Origin of the sequence: uncultured Reyranella sp., from assembly GCF_945957355.1 — a bacterium.
GTDB lineage: Bacteria > Pseudomonadota > Alphaproteobacteria > Reyranellales > Reyranellaceae > Reyranella.
This window is the reverse complement of the sequence record NZ_CAMFKM010000013.1, coordinates 124,194-140,782: the sequence shown is the minus strand read 5'-3', so window position 1 is coordinate 140,782 and position 16,589 is coordinate 124,194. Positions and strand designations below refer to the sequence as shown.

At 67.4% G+C, this 16,589-nt stretch carries 15 protein-coding genes; 7 read left to right on the top strand and 8 right to left on the bottom strand.

Features of this window, described 5'->3' with window-relative positions; genetic code table 11:
• Positions 1-2: 2 nt before the first annotated feature.
• Positions 3-1,307: an HlyC/CorC family transporter gene (locus Q0Q48_RS20685; protein WP_295141913.1), complete on the top strand. Its 1,305-nt coding sequence runs from the start codon at positions 3-5 to the stop codon at positions 1,305-1,307.
• Positions 1,308-1,335: 28 nt separating this feature from the next.
• A complete protein-coding gene (locus tag Q0Q48_RS20680) occupies positions 1,336-1,989 on the top strand; it encodes a DUF2889 domain-containing protein (protein ID WP_295141910.1) in 654 nt (217 codons plus the stop codon).
• Here Q0Q48_RS20680 and Q0Q48_RS20675 read toward each other — a convergent pair.
• Positions 1,986-2,267 (bottom strand): BolA family protein, encoded by a 282-nt coding sequence (locus Q0Q48_RS20675; RefSeq protein ID WP_295142054.1) that lies wholly within the window; start codon positions 2,265-2,267, stop codon positions 1,986-1,988. The two genes, Q0Q48_RS20680 and Q0Q48_RS20675, sit on opposite strands and share 4 nt — an antisense overlap.
• A gap of 52 nt (positions 2,268-2,319) precedes the next feature.
• On the opposite strand from Q0Q48_RS20675, the gene Q0Q48_RS20670 reads away from it, so the two are divergent.
• From Q0Q48_RS20670 to Q0Q48_RS20655, 4 genes are all read left to right on the top strand, one after another.
• Positions 2,320-2,901: a J domain-containing protein gene (locus tag Q0Q48_RS20670; RefSeq protein ID WP_295141907.1), complete on the top strand. Its 582-nt coding sequence runs from the start codon at positions 2,320-2,322 to the stop codon at positions 2,899-2,901.
• A 111-nt stretch (positions 2,902-3,012) separates the two neighbouring features.
• On the top strand, positions 3,013-4,017 hold the full coding sequence (gene cobS / locus Q0Q48_RS20665; protein WP_295141905.1) for a cobaltochelatase subunit CobS: 1,005 nt from the start codon (positions 3,013-3,015) through the stop codon (positions 4,015-4,017).
• A 13-nt stretch (positions 4,018-4,030) separates the two neighbouring features.
• Complete coding sequence (gene cobT / locus Q0Q48_RS20660; RefSeq protein WP_295141902.1) at positions 4,031-5,947, top strand: cobaltochelatase subunit CobT; 1,917 nt, start codon at positions 4,031-4,033, stop codon at positions 5,945-5,947.
• A gap of 17 nt (positions 5,948-5,964) precedes the next feature.
• Complete coding sequence (locus Q0Q48_RS20655; protein WP_295141899.1) at positions 5,965-6,960, top strand: esterase-like activity of phytase family protein; 996 nt, start codon at positions 5,965-5,967, stop codon at positions 6,958-6,960.
• 343 nt (positions 6,961-7,303) lie between these two features.
• On the opposite strand, the gene rpmB is transcribed toward Q0Q48_RS20655, so the two are convergent.
• The 5 genes from rpmB to Q0Q48_RS20630 form a co-directional block, all read right to left on the bottom strand.
• Entirely contained in the window at positions 7,304-7,609 is a 306-nt protein-coding gene (rpmB, locus tag Q0Q48_RS20650) for a 50S ribosomal protein L28 (RefSeq protein ID WP_295141896.1), read from the bottom strand.
• Positions 7,610-7,683: 74 nt separating this feature from the next.
• Positions 7,684-8,166 (bottom strand): YcgN family cysteine cluster protein, encoded by a 483-nt coding sequence (locus tag Q0Q48_RS20645; RefSeq protein ID WP_295141893.1) that lies wholly within the window; start codon positions 8,164-8,166, stop codon positions 7,684-7,686.
• Positions 8,156-9,154: a methylmalonyl Co-A mutase-associated GTPase MeaB gene (gene meaB / locus Q0Q48_RS20640; RefSeq protein WP_295141890.1), complete on the bottom strand. Its 999-nt coding sequence runs from the start codon at positions 9,152-9,154 to the stop codon at positions 8,156-8,158. The genes Q0Q48_RS20645 and meaB overlap by 11 nt, the downstream gene beginning before the upstream one ends.
• A 15-nt stretch (positions 9,155-9,169) precedes the next feature.
• A complete protein-coding gene (locus tag Q0Q48_RS20635) occupies positions 9,170-10,339 on the bottom strand; it encodes an MFS transporter (protein WP_295141886.1) in 1,170 nt (389 codons plus the stop codon).
• A complete protein-coding gene (locus tag Q0Q48_RS20630) occupies positions 10,326-12,194 on the bottom strand; it encodes an ABC transporter ATP-binding protein/permease (RefSeq protein ID WP_295141883.1) in 1,869 nt (622 codons plus the stop codon). The genes Q0Q48_RS20635 and Q0Q48_RS20630 overlap by 14 nt, the downstream gene beginning before the upstream one ends.
• Positions 12,195-12,339: 145 nt before the next feature.
• Between Q0Q48_RS20630 and Q0Q48_RS20625 the strand changes: the two genes are divergently transcribed.
• Positions 12,340-13,122 carry a DUF3108 domain-containing protein gene (locus tag Q0Q48_RS20625; RefSeq protein WP_295141880.1) on the top strand — a complete coding sequence of 261 codons (783 nt, stop codon included), beginning with the start codon at positions 12,340-12,342 and terminating at the stop codon, positions 13,120-13,122.
• Positions 13,123-13,173: 51 nt separating this feature from the next.
• On the opposite strand, the gene scpA is transcribed toward Q0Q48_RS20625, so the two are convergent.
• Both scpA and phaZ read right to left on the bottom strand, forming a co-directional pair.
• Entirely contained in the window at positions 13,174-15,330 is a 2,157-nt protein-coding gene (gene scpA / locus Q0Q48_RS20620; RefSeq protein ID WP_295141877.1) for a methylmalonyl-CoA mutase, read from the bottom strand.
• A gap of 42 nt (positions 15,331-15,372) precedes the next feature.
• A complete protein-coding gene (phaZ, locus tag Q0Q48_RS20615) occupies positions 15,373-16,584 on the bottom strand; it encodes a polyhydroxyalkanoate depolymerase (protein WP_295141874.1) in 1,212 nt (403 codons plus the stop codon).
• Positions 16,585-16,589 lie beyond the last annotated feature (5 nt).

Sequence of the window (16,589 nt, the reverse complement as noted above, 5' to 3'; positions counted from 1 at the left end):
GCATGGACGCCGAGCTGCATTTCGACATACCGCTTTCCTTCGCGGTGCCGCTCGTCGTGCTCTGCCTGTTCCTGGCGGCGTACCTGTCGGCCGCAGAGACGGCGATCACCGGCGCCTCGCGGCCGCGCATGCATCGCCTGGCCCTGCAGGGCAATACCAAGGCGGTCATCGTGAACGCGCTGCTCGACCGCAAGGACGAGACGGTGAGCGCCGTCCTGCTGGGCAACAACGTGGTCAACATCTTCTCGGCCTCGCTCTCGACGGCGGTGCTGACGGCCCTGTTCGGCGCAGCCGGCGTCGTCTACGCGACGGTGGTCATCGGCATCCTGATCGTGATCTTCGCCGAGGTCATGCCCAAGACCTGGGCGCTTCTGCGCGCCGACCGGGTGGCGCTGGCCCTGGCGCCGTCGATCATGGTCACGCTGACCATCCTCGGCCCGATGGCGCGCGGCGTCGCGGCGATCTCGCGCTTCTTCCTCAGGCTCCTGAACGTGCGTACCGACCGCACGCCCGACGCCGAGGAGCAGAGCGACACGCTGCGCGGCGCCATCGAACTGCATGGCGAGGGCCAGACCGGCGACAGCGCCCCCGCCGAAAAGGCGATGCTGCGCTCGGTGCTCGATCTGGGCGACCACACGGTCGGCGACGTCATGACCCATCGCGGCAACGTCGTGCTGATCGACGCCGACCAGCCGACCGAGGCCATCGTCACGCAAATGCTGGCGGCGCCCTATACGCGCATTCCCCTCTATCGCGGCGAGGCGGACAATGTGGTGGGCATCATGCACGCCAAGGACCTGTTCCGGGCGGTCGAGGCCGCGGGCGGTCCGAAGTCGGTGCAGATCGATCCGATCCTGACCCCTCCGTGGTTCATCCCGGAATCCACGATCCTGTTCGACCAACTCGAGGCCTTCCGCGCCCGGCACGAGCATTTCGCCCTCGTGGTCGACGAATACGGTGCGTTGCGCGGCATCGTGACGCTCGAGGACATCCTCGAGGAGATCGTCGGCGACATCGAGGACGAGCATGACGCGATCCGCCGCGGCGTGGTCCGGCGCGACGACGGCAGCGTGGTCTGCCGGGGCGACGTCCCGGTCCGCGACCTCAACCGCGAGTTCGGCTGGGGCCTGCCCGAAAGCGTCGCCACGACCATCGCGGGGCTGGTGCTGCACGAAGCGCGGCGCATCCCCGAAGTCGGCCAGGTCTATGCATTCTACGGATTCCGCTTCGAGATTCTGAAGCGCGAGGGCACGCGCGTCGCCGAGTTGCGGATCGTGCCGCCCGCCGCCATACAGGCGGGCAACTGACTTCCACCTGACACCACGAGGAACGACCATGCCGCTTTCGCCGCCGGTCGGGCGACAGCACCTTCATACGCGCCGCGTCGTCTGCCAGGGCTTCTTCCGCGACGACGGGCTGTGGGACATCGAGGGCCGCATCACCGACGAGAAGACCTACGAACACGCCAACGAATGGCGCGGGCCCTTGCAGCCGGGCGACTTCGTGCACGACATGTCGATCCGGCTGACGATCGACCACAAGTTCACGATCGTCGATGCCGAGGCCGTGACCGACAAGTCGCCCTACCGCATGTGCGGCGACATCGCGCCGGCCTTCAGGAAGCTGATCGGCCTGCGCATCGGCGGCGGCTTCCATCGCGCGGTGCGCGAGCGGCTGGGCGGCGTGCATGGCTGCACGCACATCGTCGAGCTGCTGGGACCAGTGGCCACGACCGCCTTCCAGACCGTGTCCTCGAAGAAGGCGCGCGATCTCAACAACGCGCATCGGGAGAAGACCGGCACGCTGCCGCCCAAGGATCCCAACGCCCCGCCCAGGCCGCGGCGCAAGCCCTACATGCTCGACACCTGCCACACCTGGGCGTCGGACAGCGAGGTCACGAAACGCTGGGTGCCGCACTTCTATACCGGCCCCGATGCCGAAGCCGTGCGCGCCGCCGTCGAAGGCAAGGACGTGGAGATGGAGGGCTAGCGCCTTCCGTCTTCCGCCGGCGTCAGGGTCTCCATCGCCAGCGCGTGCAGGCCGGCGTCGAGCTCCTCCTTGAGGGCTGCGTAGACGAGCCGCTGGCGGGCGACGCGGGTCTTGCCTTCGAAGGCCTGGGACACGATCTCCACCCGGAAATGCGTCTCGCCCCCCTCGCGCCAGCCGGCGTGCCCGTGATGCTTCGACGATTCGTCCTCGATGGCCAGGCGGACCGGCGCGAAGGCCGCCCGAAGCTTGCTGTCAATCGCCGTCGCCACCTTGCCCATGACCATCTTGCCTCATCTTGCCGGTTCAATTGGTTGAACACATATTAGCCCGATGGCCCGACGACGCGTGAATCCCCTGGCGGCAATGGATGCTCCGAAGCTGAACCAGCGCGTCTGCGAGGCGCCGGGCTGCCGGCTGCAGGGTGAATTCCGTGCGCCGCGCGCCCGCGACAAGCTCGACGAATATCGCTGGTTCTGCCTCGACCACGTCCGCGACTACAACAAGAAGTGGGACTATTTCGCCGGCCTGGATTCCGACCAGATCGAGGCCCATATCCGCGCCGATACGACCTGGCGCCGGCCGGTCTGGCCGCTGGGCGCCCGCCGCAACGGCAATCCCTACGCCCATATCAAGGATCCGCTGGGCCTGGCCGACGATGCCGGGCTCGGGGAAAAGCCGCCGCCCAAGTACGATGGCAGCGAACAATTGACCCCGGCGGAGCGCAACGCCCTCGATGTCCTCGAACTTTCATGGCCCCTTACCCGGAAAGTCGTGAAATCCCGGTACAAGGAGTTGGTGAAGCTGCACCACCCCGACGCCAACGGCGGGGCGCGCGAGGCCGAGGAGAAGCTGAAGGAAATCAACGCCGCGTATTCCACTCTGCGGGCTTCGGAGCACCTTCCGGCCGACTGATTAGCCCTGCTTGGGGCTGTCCGTGCATTTGGCCGCTTGCAGTGCACAATCCTGCCTGCGACTATCAATTGGCCCGCAATTGGCGGGCATTGTTTTGTAGGAATTCGTGTGATGGCCTCTACGACGACCGCGGCGCGTCAGAATGTTTCGGGCATGCCGGATATCAAGGTTTCTGCGCGTCAGGTTTTCGGCATCGACACCGACATGGAGGTGCCGGCTTTCAGCACGCCGACCGAGCACGTCCCCCAGGTCGACGATGCCTACCTGTTCGATCACGACACGACGATGGCGATTCTCGCCGGCTTCGCCCACAACCGCCGTGTGATGGTCCAGGGCTATCACGGCACCGGCAAGTCGACCCACATCGAGCAGGTCGCGTCGCGCCTCAACTGGCCCTGCCTGCGCGTCAACCTCGATAGCCACATCTCGCGTATCGACCTGATCGGCAAGGATGCGATCGTCCTGCGCGACGGCAAGCAGGTGACCGAGTTCCGTGAAGGCATCCTGCCCTGGGCGCTGCAGAACCCGACCGCCCTGGTGTTCGACGAATACGATGCCGGCCGCGCCGACGTGATGTTCGTGATCCAGCGCGTGCTCGAGGTCGACGGCAAGCTCACCCTGCTCGACCAGAACAAGGTGATCCATCCGCACCCGGCGTTCCGCCTGTTCGCGACCGCCAACACGGTCGGTCTCGGCGACACGACGGGCCTCTATCACGGCACGCAGCAGATCAATCAGGGTCAGATGGACCGCTGGTCGATCGTGACGACCCTGAACTACCTGCCGCACGAGCAGGAAGTGAACATCGTCGCCGCCAAGACGCCGTTCTACAACAGCGACGAAGGCCGCAAGACCATCGCCGCCATGGTGGCGCTGGCCGAGCTGACCCGTGCGGGCTTCATCGCCGGCGACATCTCGACCGTCATGTCGCCGCGTACGGTCATCACCTGGGCCGAGAACGCGCGCATCTTCGGAGGCGACGTGGGCTTTGCCTTCCGTCTCACCTTCCTGAACAAGTGCGACGAGGTCGAGCGCAGCACGCTCGCCGAGTACTATCAGCGCTGCTTCGGCAAGGAACTGCCGTCGTCGAGCGCCAAGGGCGGCAAGCTGCACTAACGGAGAGGGCCGCATGGCCAAGGACTCCACTCCCCTCGAGGAGTTTCGTCGCGTCACCGCCACCACAATGCGGGCGGTGTCGCGCAAGGAAGTGAACGTAGCCTTCGTCCCCGATGGCGGTTCGCTGCTGGGCCAGGAAGCCCGCATCACCGTGCCGGCGCGCGATCTGCCGGCCGAGGATGTGAGCCGCGTCCGCGGCGAGGCCGATTCGATGGCGCTGAAGCTGCGCCATCACGACCGCAAGACCCATCTGCGCCGCGTGCCCCGCGGCGAGGCGGCGCGCGCGATCTTCGAGGCGGTCGAGCAGGTCCGCGTCGAGGCGCTGGGGGCCCGCAAGATGGTCGGCGTCGCCGACAATCTCTCCGCCCTGTGGCGCCAGCGCTCCGACCAGCGCGGCCATGCCCGCATCAAGAACAAGGAAGACGCCCCGATCGCCGACGTGATCGGCCTGATCGCCCGCGAGCAGCTGCTCGGCGCCGAGCCGCCGGAGTCGGCCAAGGCGATGGTCGACATGTGGCGCGCCGACGTGGAAAGCGCGGCCGGCCGCGACTTCCAGAAGCTGCGCGATTCGCTCACCAACCAGGAAGCCTTCGCCCGCGCCGCCCGCCAGCTGATCCGCGACCTCAAGCTCGGCGACGAGACCGCCGAACTGCAGGACGACGACAACGAGGACTCGCAGGACCAGGAGAACGCCGACGGTCAGTCGAACGAGACCGGCGACGACCAGAGCGATTCGAGCGAGACCCAGGGCTACGGCGCCCAGGGCGAGGAGACCGAGGACGCCTCCGAGCAGGACGACGCCTCCGAGACCGTCGCCGACCAGGCCCAGACCGAGATGCAGATGGGCTCGGGCGACGAGGAGGAGCCGGGCCGCGCCGAGCGTCCGTGGCTGCCGCCGGGCGCGCTCAGCAACGAGCCTGCGGGCCAGCAGTATCACGCCTATTCCAACAAGTTCGACGAGATCGTCGAAGCGGATGCGCTGTGCGACGCCGAGGAGCTCGGCCGCCTGCGCAACCATCTCGACCAGCAGCTGGCGCACCTGCAGGGCGTGATCGGCAAGCTCGCCAACCGCCTGCAGCGCCGCCTGATGGCGCAGCAGAACCGCGCCTGGGAGTTCGACCTCGACGAGGGCATCCTCGACGCGGCGCGTCTTACCCGGGTCGTCACCAACCCGATGCACGCCCTGTCGTTCAAGACCGAGCGCGACACCAACTTCCGCGACACCGTCGTGTCGCTGCTGATCGACAATTCGGGCTCGATGCGCGGCCGTCCGATCACGGTGGCGGCGATGAGCGCCGACATCCTCGCCCGCACGCTGGAGCGCTGCGGCGTGAAGGTCGAGATCCTGGGCTTCACGACGCGCGCCTGGAAGGGCGGCCAGAGCCGCGAACAGTGGCTCGCCGCCGGCAAGCCGGCCAACCCGGGTCGCCTCAACGACCTGCGCCACATCATCTACAAGCCGGCCGATGCGCCGTGGCGTCGTGCCCGCAAGAACCTGGGCCTGATGCTGCGCGAGGGTATCCTCAAGGAGAACATCGACGGCGAGGCGCTCCTGTGGGCGCACAACCGCCTGCTGCCGCGGCCCGAGGAGCGCAAGATCCTCATGGTCATCTCCGACGGCGCGCCGGTCGACGACTCCACCCTGTCGGTCAATCCGGGCAACTATCTCGAGCGGCACCTGCGCGACGTCATCGACTGGATCGAGACGCGCTCGCCGGTCGAACTGGTCGCCATCGGCATCGGCCACGACGTCACGCGCTACTATCGCCGCGCCGTCACCATCGTCGACGCCGACCAGCTGGGCGGCACGATGATGGAGCAGCTCGCCTCGCTGTTCGACGACGACGAGAAGAAGGACACCCGCGCCGCCCGCGGCTCGGGCAAGGGCGGCGGCAAGGTCGGAACCAAGTCCGGCAAGCGCGCGGCCTAGTCCGGCGCTTGTCTCAGGTGGCTAACCGCTTCCTTCTCACGCTCTGCCTGCTCGTCGCGGCCTGCGCCGGCGTCTCGCCGCCGCCGGCCGTGGCGCAGGAACAGCCCGTCACGATCGAAAGTTCGGCGCTCACGCTCAAGATCGACGAGCCGAAGGCGACGAGGGTCGGCCGCCTGGTCTGGCGAGGCGGCCTCGAGATGCGCGGCAGCCTGCGCATTTTCGGCGGCCTGTCGGACCTCCACGTCACGCCGGACAACCGCACCCTCACCTCGATCTCGGACGAAGGCTCGTGGCTGGTCGCCACGCCCCGCTTCGACGCCAACGGCACTCTGGTGGGCCTGGGCGATGCGCGGATGGGCCAGCTGCGCGGCCTCGACGGCAAGCCGATCGAGAGCAAGGCGGAAGCCGATGCCGAGGCGTTCGCGCGCCTGCCCGACGGATCGTGGCTGGTGGCCTTCGAGCGCCGGCACCGACTGTGGCGCTACCCGTCGCTCACCGCGACGCCGCTTCCCATCGAAGGGCCGGCCGACATCGGCCGCCAGCCCGGCAATGGTGGGATCGAGTCGCTGACCGCACTCGCCGACGGCACGGTGATCGCGATCAGCGAGGAATACAGCCGCCAGCCGGAGACGGTGGTGGGCTGGATCGGCAAGCCCGAGGCGGGCGGACGCTATGCCTGGAGTTCGTTCAGCTACGCCACGATCCCCGACTACAAGCCGACCGCGCTGGCAGTGCTGCCCGACGGCTCCTTCGCCACCCTGGAGCGGGCCTTCGACATGGTGCGCGGGGTGCGGATCCGGGTGATGCGGTTCGACGCGGCCCAGCTCAAACCCGATGCGACCGTGAAGCCCGAGGAACTGGCGCGCCTCGCCTCACCCTATGCGGTCGACAATCTCGAAGGCCTGGCGGCAACGCGCGGCGCCAAGGGCGAGACGCTGCTCTGGCTGATCTCGGACGACAACTTCAATCCGCTTCAGCGCAATATTCTGATGCTGTTCGAATTGGCGCGTTAGCGTCTTTCTGACTTCACTCGAATCAGAACAGACTTTCCAACAACGGCCTCACCCTGAGGAGCGAACGCAGTGAGCGTCTCGAAGGGTGGGCACGAGCACCACGTCCTTTGCCCATCCTTAGAGACGCACGCCTGCGGCGTGCTCCTCAGGATGAGGTACGTGGGTGAACTGGAAACACTCTATGGCGTCGACCAGATGATCGTCATGCCTCTTCCCCAATTCAAATGGGGAAGTGCCCCGTCATACGGGGTGATCGGGTCATGAGACGGTCGTTCGTTCTTCGGCGCTCTCGGACATTGCAAAGCAATGTCCTGTCGCTCATGGGGCTGAGCTTCGCTCAGCCCTAGGCCGCCTTCTTCGCGTCCTTCTTGCCCTTGGCCGAGACGACGCGGCGCTTCAGCACCTTCATCTCGGGCGAGAGCTTGCTGTCGTTCGTGTCGAGCAGGTAGGCGTCGATGCCGCCATTGTGCTCGATCGTCTTGATGCCGCGGGGAGTCAGGCGCAGGCGCACCGCATGTCCCAGCGCATCCGACAGAACCGAGGCGACCTGGAGGTTCGACATGAACCGGCGCTTCGACTTGTTGTTGGCGTGGCTCACATTGTTGCCGTACTGGACGGCCTTGCCCGAGAGGGCGCAACGACGAGGCATGGCGATATCCGCTAAAAAAACGATCCCGCCGGAGGGCGGGAAGGCCGGCTTTTTACGGGCCCAGACGGTGCCCGTCAAGCGAACCAGTCCACCACTCTTTCGCTGATGTCCTCGACCTGGTCCTCCGGGATCACCCGCCCCCTGGCCGAGATTCCCGCCTCGTGCACGGTGTTTGGATCCCCCGAGATCAGGGGATGCCACCAATAGAGGTCCTGCTTGAAATGGACCAGCCGGTAGCCACAAGTTCTGGGGAGCCAATCCATCTTGGCCACCACCTTTGGCGTGAGCTGGATGCAGTCCGGCACGATTTTCTTGCGGTTCTTGTAGTCCTTGCAGAGCGCGGTCCTGGGGTCGAGCAGCCGGCAGCAGGTGTCGGTCTGGACCAGTTCCCCCGTGCCCTCGTATTCAAGCTTGTTGACGCAGCACATGCCGCAGCCGTCGCAGAGGGATTCCCACTCCTGCTTGTTCATCTCGGCCAGGGTCTTGCGCTTCCAGAAGGGCTCCTTCTGGGCTTCGGCGGCGCGGCGCGCCCGCTTCAGGAACGATTTAGCGGCCATGGAAGGCTTGTAGCATGGACCGGGCCGCCGCGGCGGGGGTCAGCCGGCCGGCCTCGACCTCTCGCTCCAGGCCGCCGACCAGCCGGCGCACCTCGGGGTGCATTTTCAGCTCCGCCAGCAGCGTCTCGCCGACCTCGTTCCACATCCAGGCGCGGGCCTGCTCGCCGCGGCGCCTCTGGATACCCTTTTCGCCCACCGCCTTGTTGAAGCGTTCGACGACACCCCAGATCTCGGCGACGCCTTCGCCCGCCTGCGCCGAGGCGGTCATGACCTCGGGCGTCCAGCCGGCGGTCGGCGAGCGCAGCATGCGCAGCGCATGCTGGTAATCGGCAGCGGAGCGCCGTGCGGTCGCCTTGAGGTCGCCGTCGGCCTTGTTGACCACGATCAGGTCGGCAAGCTCGATCACGCCGCGCTTGATGCCCTGCAGGTCGTCACCACCGGCCGGCAGCAGCAGCACGATGAACATGTCGACCATGTCGGAGACGGCCGTCTCTGACTGGCCGACGCCGACCGTCTCGACGATCACCGTGTCGAAGCCGGCGGCTTCCACCAGCAGCATCGTCTCGCGCGTGCGCCGGGCGACGCCGCCCAGGGTGATCCCGGCCGGCGAGGGCCGGATGAAGGCGGCGGGACGGCGCGACAGTTCTTCCATGCGCGTCTTGTCGCCCAGGATCGAGCCGCCGCCGCGCTTGGACGAAGGGTCGATCGCCAGCACGGCGAGCGACCGGCCGCGCTCCAGCAGGGACAGGCCGAAACGTTCGATCAGGGTGGACTTGCCGACGCCGGGCACGCCGGTGATGCCGAGCCGCACCGACTTGCCGGTATGCGGGAGAACTTTGGCGAGCAGCGCATCGGCGCGCGCGCGATGGTCGCTGCGCGTCGATTCGATCAGGGTGATGGCCTGCGCGAGCGCTCGCCGGTCTCCCTTCAGCAGGGGCTCGAGAAGCGGATCGGCCGGCACGCCGGAAATCGCAGCGGACGCACTCATGGGCGGCCAGACTTATCAGCCGCTGCGGCGCATTGCCAGCAACGCACCGACCGTCGCGACCGCGTAGAAGAAGCCCAGCGTCCAGCCGAGCCCGGGTTCCCCGACCGCATCCATCGCCGCCCCCGTGAGCGGCCGGCCGACCAGCCCGCCCACGACGTAGACCAGGCTGAAGGCGGTATTGGCGCGGGCAATGTCGCCGCCGTTGAAGCGCTGGCCGAGCAGCGCCAGGCCCACTGGATAGATCGCGAACGAAATGCCGCCCCACAGCATGATGACGCCCACGATCGAGAGCGACTGCGCCGGCACGAAGGTGAGGCCGACCACCAGCGCCGCACTGACGATGGCGAGGCCCGCCAGCACGCCCCGCCGGTCGAAATGGTCGGCCAGCCAGCCGATCGGCCATTGCAGGGCCACGTTGCCGACCACGAAGGCCGACAGCCACAGCGCGCCGGTCTCCGGCACCACCCCGGCGCTCACCGCATAGACCGGCAGGAAGCTGAACGCGACCTGCTCGCCCAGGCCGCCGGCAAAGGCCGCGAGCATGGCGAGCGGTGCCGCGAGGAAGACCGCGCCGTAACCGCCGTCGGCATGATGCCGGATCGCCGGCGCCCGGTAGCGGTAGGGCAGCAGCGGCAAGGCGACCAGCAGCGCGAGCCCGGCGCAGGTCAGGAACGGCCGCGGCCCGTAGACGCCGACGACCTGCAGCACGAAGGGGCCCAGCGCCATGCCGCCCGCGAACATCGCGGCATAGATCGCCATGGCCCGCCCGCGCCGCTTCTCCTCGACGACGAGGTTCATCCAGATCTCGCTCACCACCCAGGGCACGCCGCCGACCGCGCCGTGCACGAAGGTGAGCGCAAACCACGCCGCCGGATTCGTGACGAGGGTGTAGCCGACCGTGCACAGGGAGCCCGCCACGAGGGCGGCCAGGATGAGCGGCACGGCGCCGAAGCGGGCGGCCAGCCGCGGTATGTACGGCCCGGTCGTGAGCATGCCGATCGCCCAGGCCGCCGCGATGATCCCGATGGTGAGCTTGTCCGCGCCCTGTCGCTCCAGGGCGAGCGGCACGAGCGGCATCGCCGCGCCCGACTGCAGGCCGATGGCGGCGCAGGCGATGAAGACCGGTACGAGCGGACGCCAGGAGCCGGTGGCCCCCATGGCGACCTTCGCCCTAGTCGGCGACACGCAGATGCCCCTCTCCCCGCAAGGACGCCGGCTCGCCGATGCGGCGCTCGGCCTCCGCGGCGGCCTCCTGCTGGCGGCGCCACATATCGGCGTAGAGGCCGTTGCGGGCCAGCAGCTCGCCGTGGCGACCGCGCTCGGCGACGCGGCCGCGGTCGAGGACCACGATCTCGTCGGCGTTGACGATGGTCGACAGGCGATGGGCGATCATCACCGTGGTGCGGCCGCGGCTCACCTCTTCCAGCGAGCGCTGGATCTCCTGCTCGGTGCGCGTGTCGAGGGCGCTGGTCGCCTCGTCGAACAACAGGATGCGCGGGTTCTTCAGGATGGTGCGGGCGATCGCCACGCGCTGCTTCTCGCCACCCGAGAGCTTCAAGCCGCGCTCACCCACCGTGGTGTCGTAGCCCAGCGGCAAGGCCATGATGAAATCGTGGATGCGGGCCAGGCGGGCCGCCTCCTCGACCTGCTCGCGCGTGCAGTCCGGCCGGCCGTAGCAGATGTTGTAGTAGATCGTGTCGTTGAACAGCACCGTATCCTGCGGCACGACGCCGATGGCGGCCCGCAGGCTCGCCTGCCGGACGTCGCGGATATCCTGCCCGTCGATGCGCACATGGCCCGCCGACACGTCGTAGAAGCGGAACAGGATGCGCGAGATCGTCGACTTGCCGGCGCCGCTGGAGCCGACGATGGCCACCGTATGACCGGGCGCCACGCGGAAGCTGACATCGTGCAGGATCGGACGGGACGGCTCGTAGCAGAAGTCGACATGGTCGAAGGCGATCTCGCCGCCGCCGACGGCGAGCGGCGGGGCGCCCGGCTTGTCGGCGATCTCGGCCGGCACGTCGAGCAGGCCGAACATCTTCTCCATGTTGACCAGCGCGTTGCGGATTTCGCGATAGGCGAAGCCCAGCATGTTGAGCGGCATGTAGAGCTGGATCAGGAAGGCGTTCACCGCGACGAAGTCGCCGATCGTCATCGTGCCGGCGATCACGCCCTGGCCCGCCATGGCCATGACCGCGACGAGGCCGACCGAGATGATGGTGCCCTGTCCGATATTCAGAAGCGAGAGCGTGCGGCTCGAGCGGATGGCCGCGTCCTCGTAGCGCCGGCGGCCGACATCGTAGCGCCGCGCCTCGTGCGCCTCGTTGCCGAAATATTTCACCGTCTCGAAGTTCAGCAGGCTGTCGATCGCCTTGGCATTCGCCTCGGTGTCGGCCTCGTTCATCGAGCGCACGAACTTGATGCGCCATTCCGAGAAGACGATCGAGAAGACGATGTAGACGCCGACCACGACCAGCGTCACGACGGAGAAGCGCCAGTCGTAGAGGCTCCACAGGATGGCCCCGACCAGGACGATCTCGAACAGCGTCGGCAGGATGTTGAAGGTCGTGAAGCGGATCAGGAAGTCCATGCCCTGCGTGCCGCGCTCGATGACGCGGCTGATGCCGCCCGTCTGCCGCTCCAGATGGAATCGCAGAGACAGTGCATGGAGATGCCCGAACACTTCGAGCGCCAGGTTGCGGATCGCGCGCTGGGCCACCGGGGCGAAGATGGCGTCCCGGATCTCGCCGAAGGCCTGCGCCGCGACGCGGGCGACGCCGTAGGCGACGATCAGGGCGATCGGCACGGCAACCGCCTGGGCAGCGGGCGTTCCCAGCGCATCCACCGCGCCCTTGTAGAGGATCGGGACGTAGACGTTCGTGACCTTGGCGACCACCAGCAGCACCATGGCAATCGCCACCCGCGTGCGCAGCGCCATTTCATTCTTCGGCCACAAATGGCGTCCGAGAATCTTGATGACACCCCAGGCGCGGGGGCCATCGACCTTGGGGATACCGTCGGGGCCGGGTTTCGACATGAACGAAAAATGCCTTATTGGGCCACCATGTTGGGTGGCGAAGGGAGCGTCCGGCTTCTATCGTGCCCGGGGAGCCGAGGTAAGCCCTTCCGGGAAAGGGAGTCTCATGAGATTTCGTAGGGCGTTGGTCGCGATAGCCTTGATCGTGGGGGCCCCCGTCGCCGCGTCCGCCCAGGACGCGCGGCAGGTCGATATCGCCTATGAGATCACCTTCGCGGGCCTGTCGGGCTTCCGCATCGACGTCACCGCCAAGTTCAACGGCGCAAACTACGATGTCGAGAGCCGGACCTTCAAGGAGGGCCTCCTGCGCGCGGTCACCATGCATTATGACGGCCGCAATCGCGCCTGGGGCGGTTTCTCGACGCAGGGCGCACGCCCGGCCGCCGGTTCGCTATCGATCGTCGTCGGCGACAAGCCGCGCACCTGGATCGCGCAATATGGCGGCGGCACGATGCAGGAGCAGCACAATCCGGCCTACAAGCCGTCGCCGCAGAACACCATCTCCGACGAGCAGCGTCGCGGTTCGCTGGACCCGCTCTCGGCCGCCCTCAGCGTCGGCATGGCCGGCGACGCGGCCTGCGACCGCACGGTGCAGACCAACGACGGCAAGCGCCGCATCGACGTCATCATCAGGAAGGTCGGCACAGAGCCTGCCGCGAAAGCGGGCGTTCCCGGCGCGCAGGGCGACCTGCTGATCTGCGAGATCTCCACCAAACGTATCGCCGGCGAGTTCGACGAGGCGCCCAAGGAAGCCGAGGCCGAGCGCGACCGCCCGATGCGCGTCTGGTTCGCCCGGCTGGACCAGACCCAGATGCGCTATCCCGCCAAACTGGAAGCCCATACCGGCTTCGGCACGATCCGCGGCCGCATCCTCTCCTTCCGCGAACGCCCGCTGACGCCGGACGAAAGCCAGGCGATGCGGAAGTAGCCCTCATGTTCCTCTCCCCCTATCGGGGGAGAGGAGTTTGAATGAGAAGGCTCAGGCCGCGCGCTTCTGGTCGCGCTGGCGCAGGATCGACAGGATTTCCGCGGCGGCGGCCGGGATGTTGGTGCCCGGGCCGTAGATCGCCGCGACCCCCGCCTTCCGCAGGAAGTCGTAGTCCTGGGCGGGAATGACGCCGCCGACCACGACCATGATCTCCGACGCATTCTGCTTGGCCAGCTCCTCGATGAGCTGCGGCACCAGCGTCTTGTGGCCGGCCGCCTGGCTCGAGATGCCGATCACGTGCACGTCGTTCTCGATGGCGGCGCGCGCGGCTTCCTCCGGCGTCTGGAACAGCGGGCCGATGTCGACGTCGAAGCCGAGATCGGCGAAGGCCGTGGCGATCACCTTGGCGCCGCGATCGTGCCCGTCCTGGCCCATCTTCACGACCATGAGACGCGGCCGGCGGCCCTCCTCCTCGGCGAAGGCGGCGATGTCGGTGCGGATGCGCTCGAGGCCGGCATCACCCTCCCATTCGCCGGCATAGACGCCGGAGATCGAGCGGATGGTCGCCTGGTAGCGGCCATAGACGCCCTCCAGCGCCGACGAGATCTCGCCCACCGTGGCGCGGGCGCGCGTGGCCTCGATCGAGAGGCCGAGAAGATTGCCGGAGCCGTTGCGCGCGGCCTCGCCCAGCGCCTTCAGCGCGGCGACGCACTTCGCCTCGTCGCGGGTCGCGCGGATCTTGTTGAGGCGGTTCACCTGGGCCTCGCGCACGACCACGTTGTCGACGTCGAGAATGTCGATCGGCGGCTCTTCCTTGAGCTGGAACTTGTTCACGCCGACCACGATCTCCTCGCCGCGGTCGATGCGGGCCTGGCGGCGGGCCGAGGCCTCCTCGATGCGCATCTTGGGCATGCCGGCCTCGACGGCCTTGGTCATGCCGCCCAGCGCCTCGACCTCCTGGATGAGCTTGCGCGCCTCGGCTACGAGGCTCGCGGTCAGCGATTCGACGTAGTAGCTGCCGGCCAGCGGATCGACGACCTTGGTGACGCCGGTCTCGTGCTGGAGGATCAGCTGGGTGTTGCGCGCGATGCGGGCCGAGGTCGGCGTGGGCAGGGCGATCGCCTCGTCGAACGAATTGGTGTGCAGCGACTGCGTGCCGCCCAGCACCGCCGCCATCGCCTCGTAGGCGGTGCGGATCACGTTGTTGTACGGGTCCTTCTCGGTCAGCGACACGCCCGAGGTCTGGCAGTGGGTGCGCAGCGACAGCGAATCGGCCTTCTTGGGCTCGAACGGCTTGATCAGCTCGGCCCACAGGAAGCGCGCGGCGCGCAGCTTGGCCGCTTCCATGAAGAAGTTCATGCCGATGCAGAAGAAGAACGACAGGCGCGGCGCGAAGGCGTCGATGTCGAGGCCCTTGGCCTTGGCGGCCCGCACATATTCGAGGCCGTCGGCCAGCGTGAACGCCAGCTCCTGGACCAGCGTCGAGCCCGCCTCCTGCATGTGATAGCCGGAGATCGAGATCGAGTTGAACTTGGGCATGTAGAGCGCCGTGTGCTCGATGATGTCGGCCACGATGCGCATGGAGGGTCCGGGCGGATAGATATAGGTGTTCCGGACCATGAACTCCTTGAGGATGTCGTTCTGGATCGTGCCCGACAGCTTGTCCTGCGGCACGCCCTGCTCCTCGGCGGCAACGATGTAGCCCGCGAGCACCGGCAGCACGGCGCCGTTCATGGTCATCGACACGCTCATCTTGTCGAGCGGGATGCCGTCGAACAGGATCTTCATGTCCTCGACGGAATCGATCGCGACACCGGCCTTGCCGACGTCGCCGACCACGCGCGGATGATCGGAATCGTAGCCGCGATGGGTGGCGAGGTCGAACGCCACCGACAGGCCCATCTGGCCGGCCGCGAGATTGGCGCGATAGAACTTGTTGCTCTCTTCCGCGGTCGAGAAGCCGGCATACTGGCGGACCGTCCAGGGACGCCCGGCGTACATCGTGGCCTTGGGCCCGCGCGTGAAGGGCGGGAAGCCCGGCAGCGAGCCCACCGTCTCGATCTGCTCGAGGTCGGCGGCCGTGTAGAGCGGCTTCACCGGAATCCCCTCGGGGGTCATCCAGGTGAGGTCATCCAGCGGGCGGTCGCGCAGCTCCTTCGCTGCGAGTTTTTCCCAGTCGGCGAGGGTCTTTTTCGGAAAATCGGCCATGCCCGCAATGTACTGCGGATTCCCGGCCCCCAAAAGACCCGCTTATTCGTTGGCCAAAATCGTGTTTCGCACCAGGGGGTAGATCTGGCCGGCCCAGCGGCGGCCGCTGAACACGCCGTAATGGCCGACGCCGGCCTGCATATAGTGCTTCTTGCGGTAGGGCCGCAGGCTGGAACAGAGGTCGTGCGCGGCCACGGTCTGGCCCAGCGCGCAGATATCGTCGCGCTCGCCCTCGATGGTGAACAAAGCGGTGCGGCGGATCGCCTTGGGGTTCACCCGCCGGCCCTTGTAGTCGAGCTCGCCCTTGGCCAGGCGGTGCTCCTGGAACACCCACTGGACGGTTTCGAGATAGAACTCGGCGGCCATGTCGAGCACCGCGAAATACTCGTCGTAGAAGGCCTTGATCGTGTCGGCCTGCTCGGTCTCGCCCTTGGACAGGTGCCTGTACAGGTCGACCTGCGCCTTGATGTGACGCTCGGCATTCATGCTCATGAAGGCGGTGAGCTGGATGAAGCCGGGATAGACGCGCCGCGTGGCGCCGGCATAGCGCATCGGCACGCGATGGATCAGGTTCTGCTCGAACCAGCCGATCGGCTTGCCCATCGCCAGCTCGTTGACCTTGGTCGGGCTGATCCGCGTGTCGATCGGGCCGGCCATCAGGGTCATGCTGAGCGGCTGCGCCGGATGGTCATCCTCGGCCATGATCGCCACCGCCGCCAGCGCCTGGACGCAGGGCTGGCAGACGGCAATGACATGGGCGCCGGGGCCCATCACCTCGAGGAACTTGATCAGGTGCTCGACATATTCGTCGAAGCCGAAACGGCCGTTCCAGATGCCGACGTCGCGGGCATTGGCCCAGTCGGTGATGTGGACGTCGTGGTCCGGCAGCAGAACGCGCACGGTATCGCGCAGAAGTGTCGCGAAATGCCCTGAAAGAGGCGCGACCAGCAGCACCTTGGGCTGCGGCGGGACACCCACCTTGGCGAAGCGCAGCAGGGTGCCGAACGGCGTGGAGAAGACCTCCTCCTCGCGCACCGCCACGGTCTGGCTGCCGTAGGGCACCTCGGAAATGCCGAAGGCGGGACGGCGGTGGCTGAGCGTCGCCCGCGTCGTCATCTCGCACAGCGCGCTGGCCGCCCGCCAGCTGTCGGGGGCCGGAGCCGGTCCGGCGGAAAGCGTCTGCCCCGCCGCCGTGGCCCAGAGACGGACCGGGAGCATCATGTCGGCGGCGGTCTGATACATCGCATAAAGCATGGGGG

Excerpts from the sequence above, each read along its gene's own strand:
- scpA (WP_295141877.1), bottom strand. The coding sequence starts at position 15,330 with ATGGCCGATTTTCCGAAAAAGACCCTCGCCGACTGGGAAAAACTCGCA.
- Q0Q48_RS20675 (WP_295142054.1), bottom strand. The coding sequence starts at position 2,267 with ATGGGCAAGGTGGCGACGGCGATTGACAGCAAGCTTCGGGCGGCCTTC.
- meaB (WP_295141890.1), bottom strand. The coding sequence starts at position 9,154 with ATGAGTGCGTCCGCTGCGATTTCCGGCGTGCCGGCCGATCCGCTTCTC.
- Q0Q48_RS20670 (WP_295141907.1), top strand. The coding sequence starts at position 2,320 with ATGGCCCGACGACGCGTGAATCCCCTGGCGGCAATGGATGCTCCGAAG.
- phaZ (WP_295141874.1), bottom strand. The coding sequence starts at position 16,584 with ATGCTTTATGCGATGTATCAGACCGCCGCCGACATGATGCTCCCGGTC.
- Q0Q48_RS20685 (WP_295141913.1), top strand. The coding sequence starts at position 3 with ATGGACGCCGAGCTGCATTTCGACATACCGCTTTCCTTCGCGGTGCCG.
- rpmB (WP_295141896.1), bottom strand. The coding sequence starts at position 7,609 with ATGCCTCGTCGTTGCGCCCTCTCGGGCAAGGCCGTCCAGTACGGCAAC.
- Q0Q48_RS20680 (WP_295141910.1), top strand. The coding sequence starts at position 1,336 with ATGCCGCTTTCGCCGCCGGTCGGGCGACAGCACCTTCATACGCGCCGC.
- cobS (WP_295141905.1), top strand. The coding sequence starts at position 3,013 with ATGGCCTCTACGACGACCGCGGCGCGTCAGAATGTTTCGGGCATGCCG.
- cobT (WP_295141902.1), top strand. The coding sequence starts at position 4,031 with ATGGCCAAGGACTCCACTCCCCTCGAGGAGTTTCGTCGCGTCACCGCC.
- Q0Q48_RS20630 (WP_295141883.1), bottom strand. The coding sequence starts at position 12,194 with ATGTCGAAACCCGGCCCCGACGGTATCCCCAAGGTCGATGGCCCCCGC.
- Q0Q48_RS20645 (WP_295141893.1), bottom strand. The coding sequence starts at position 8,166 with ATGGCCGCTAAATCGTTCCTGAAGCGGGCGCGCCGCGCCGCCGAAGCC.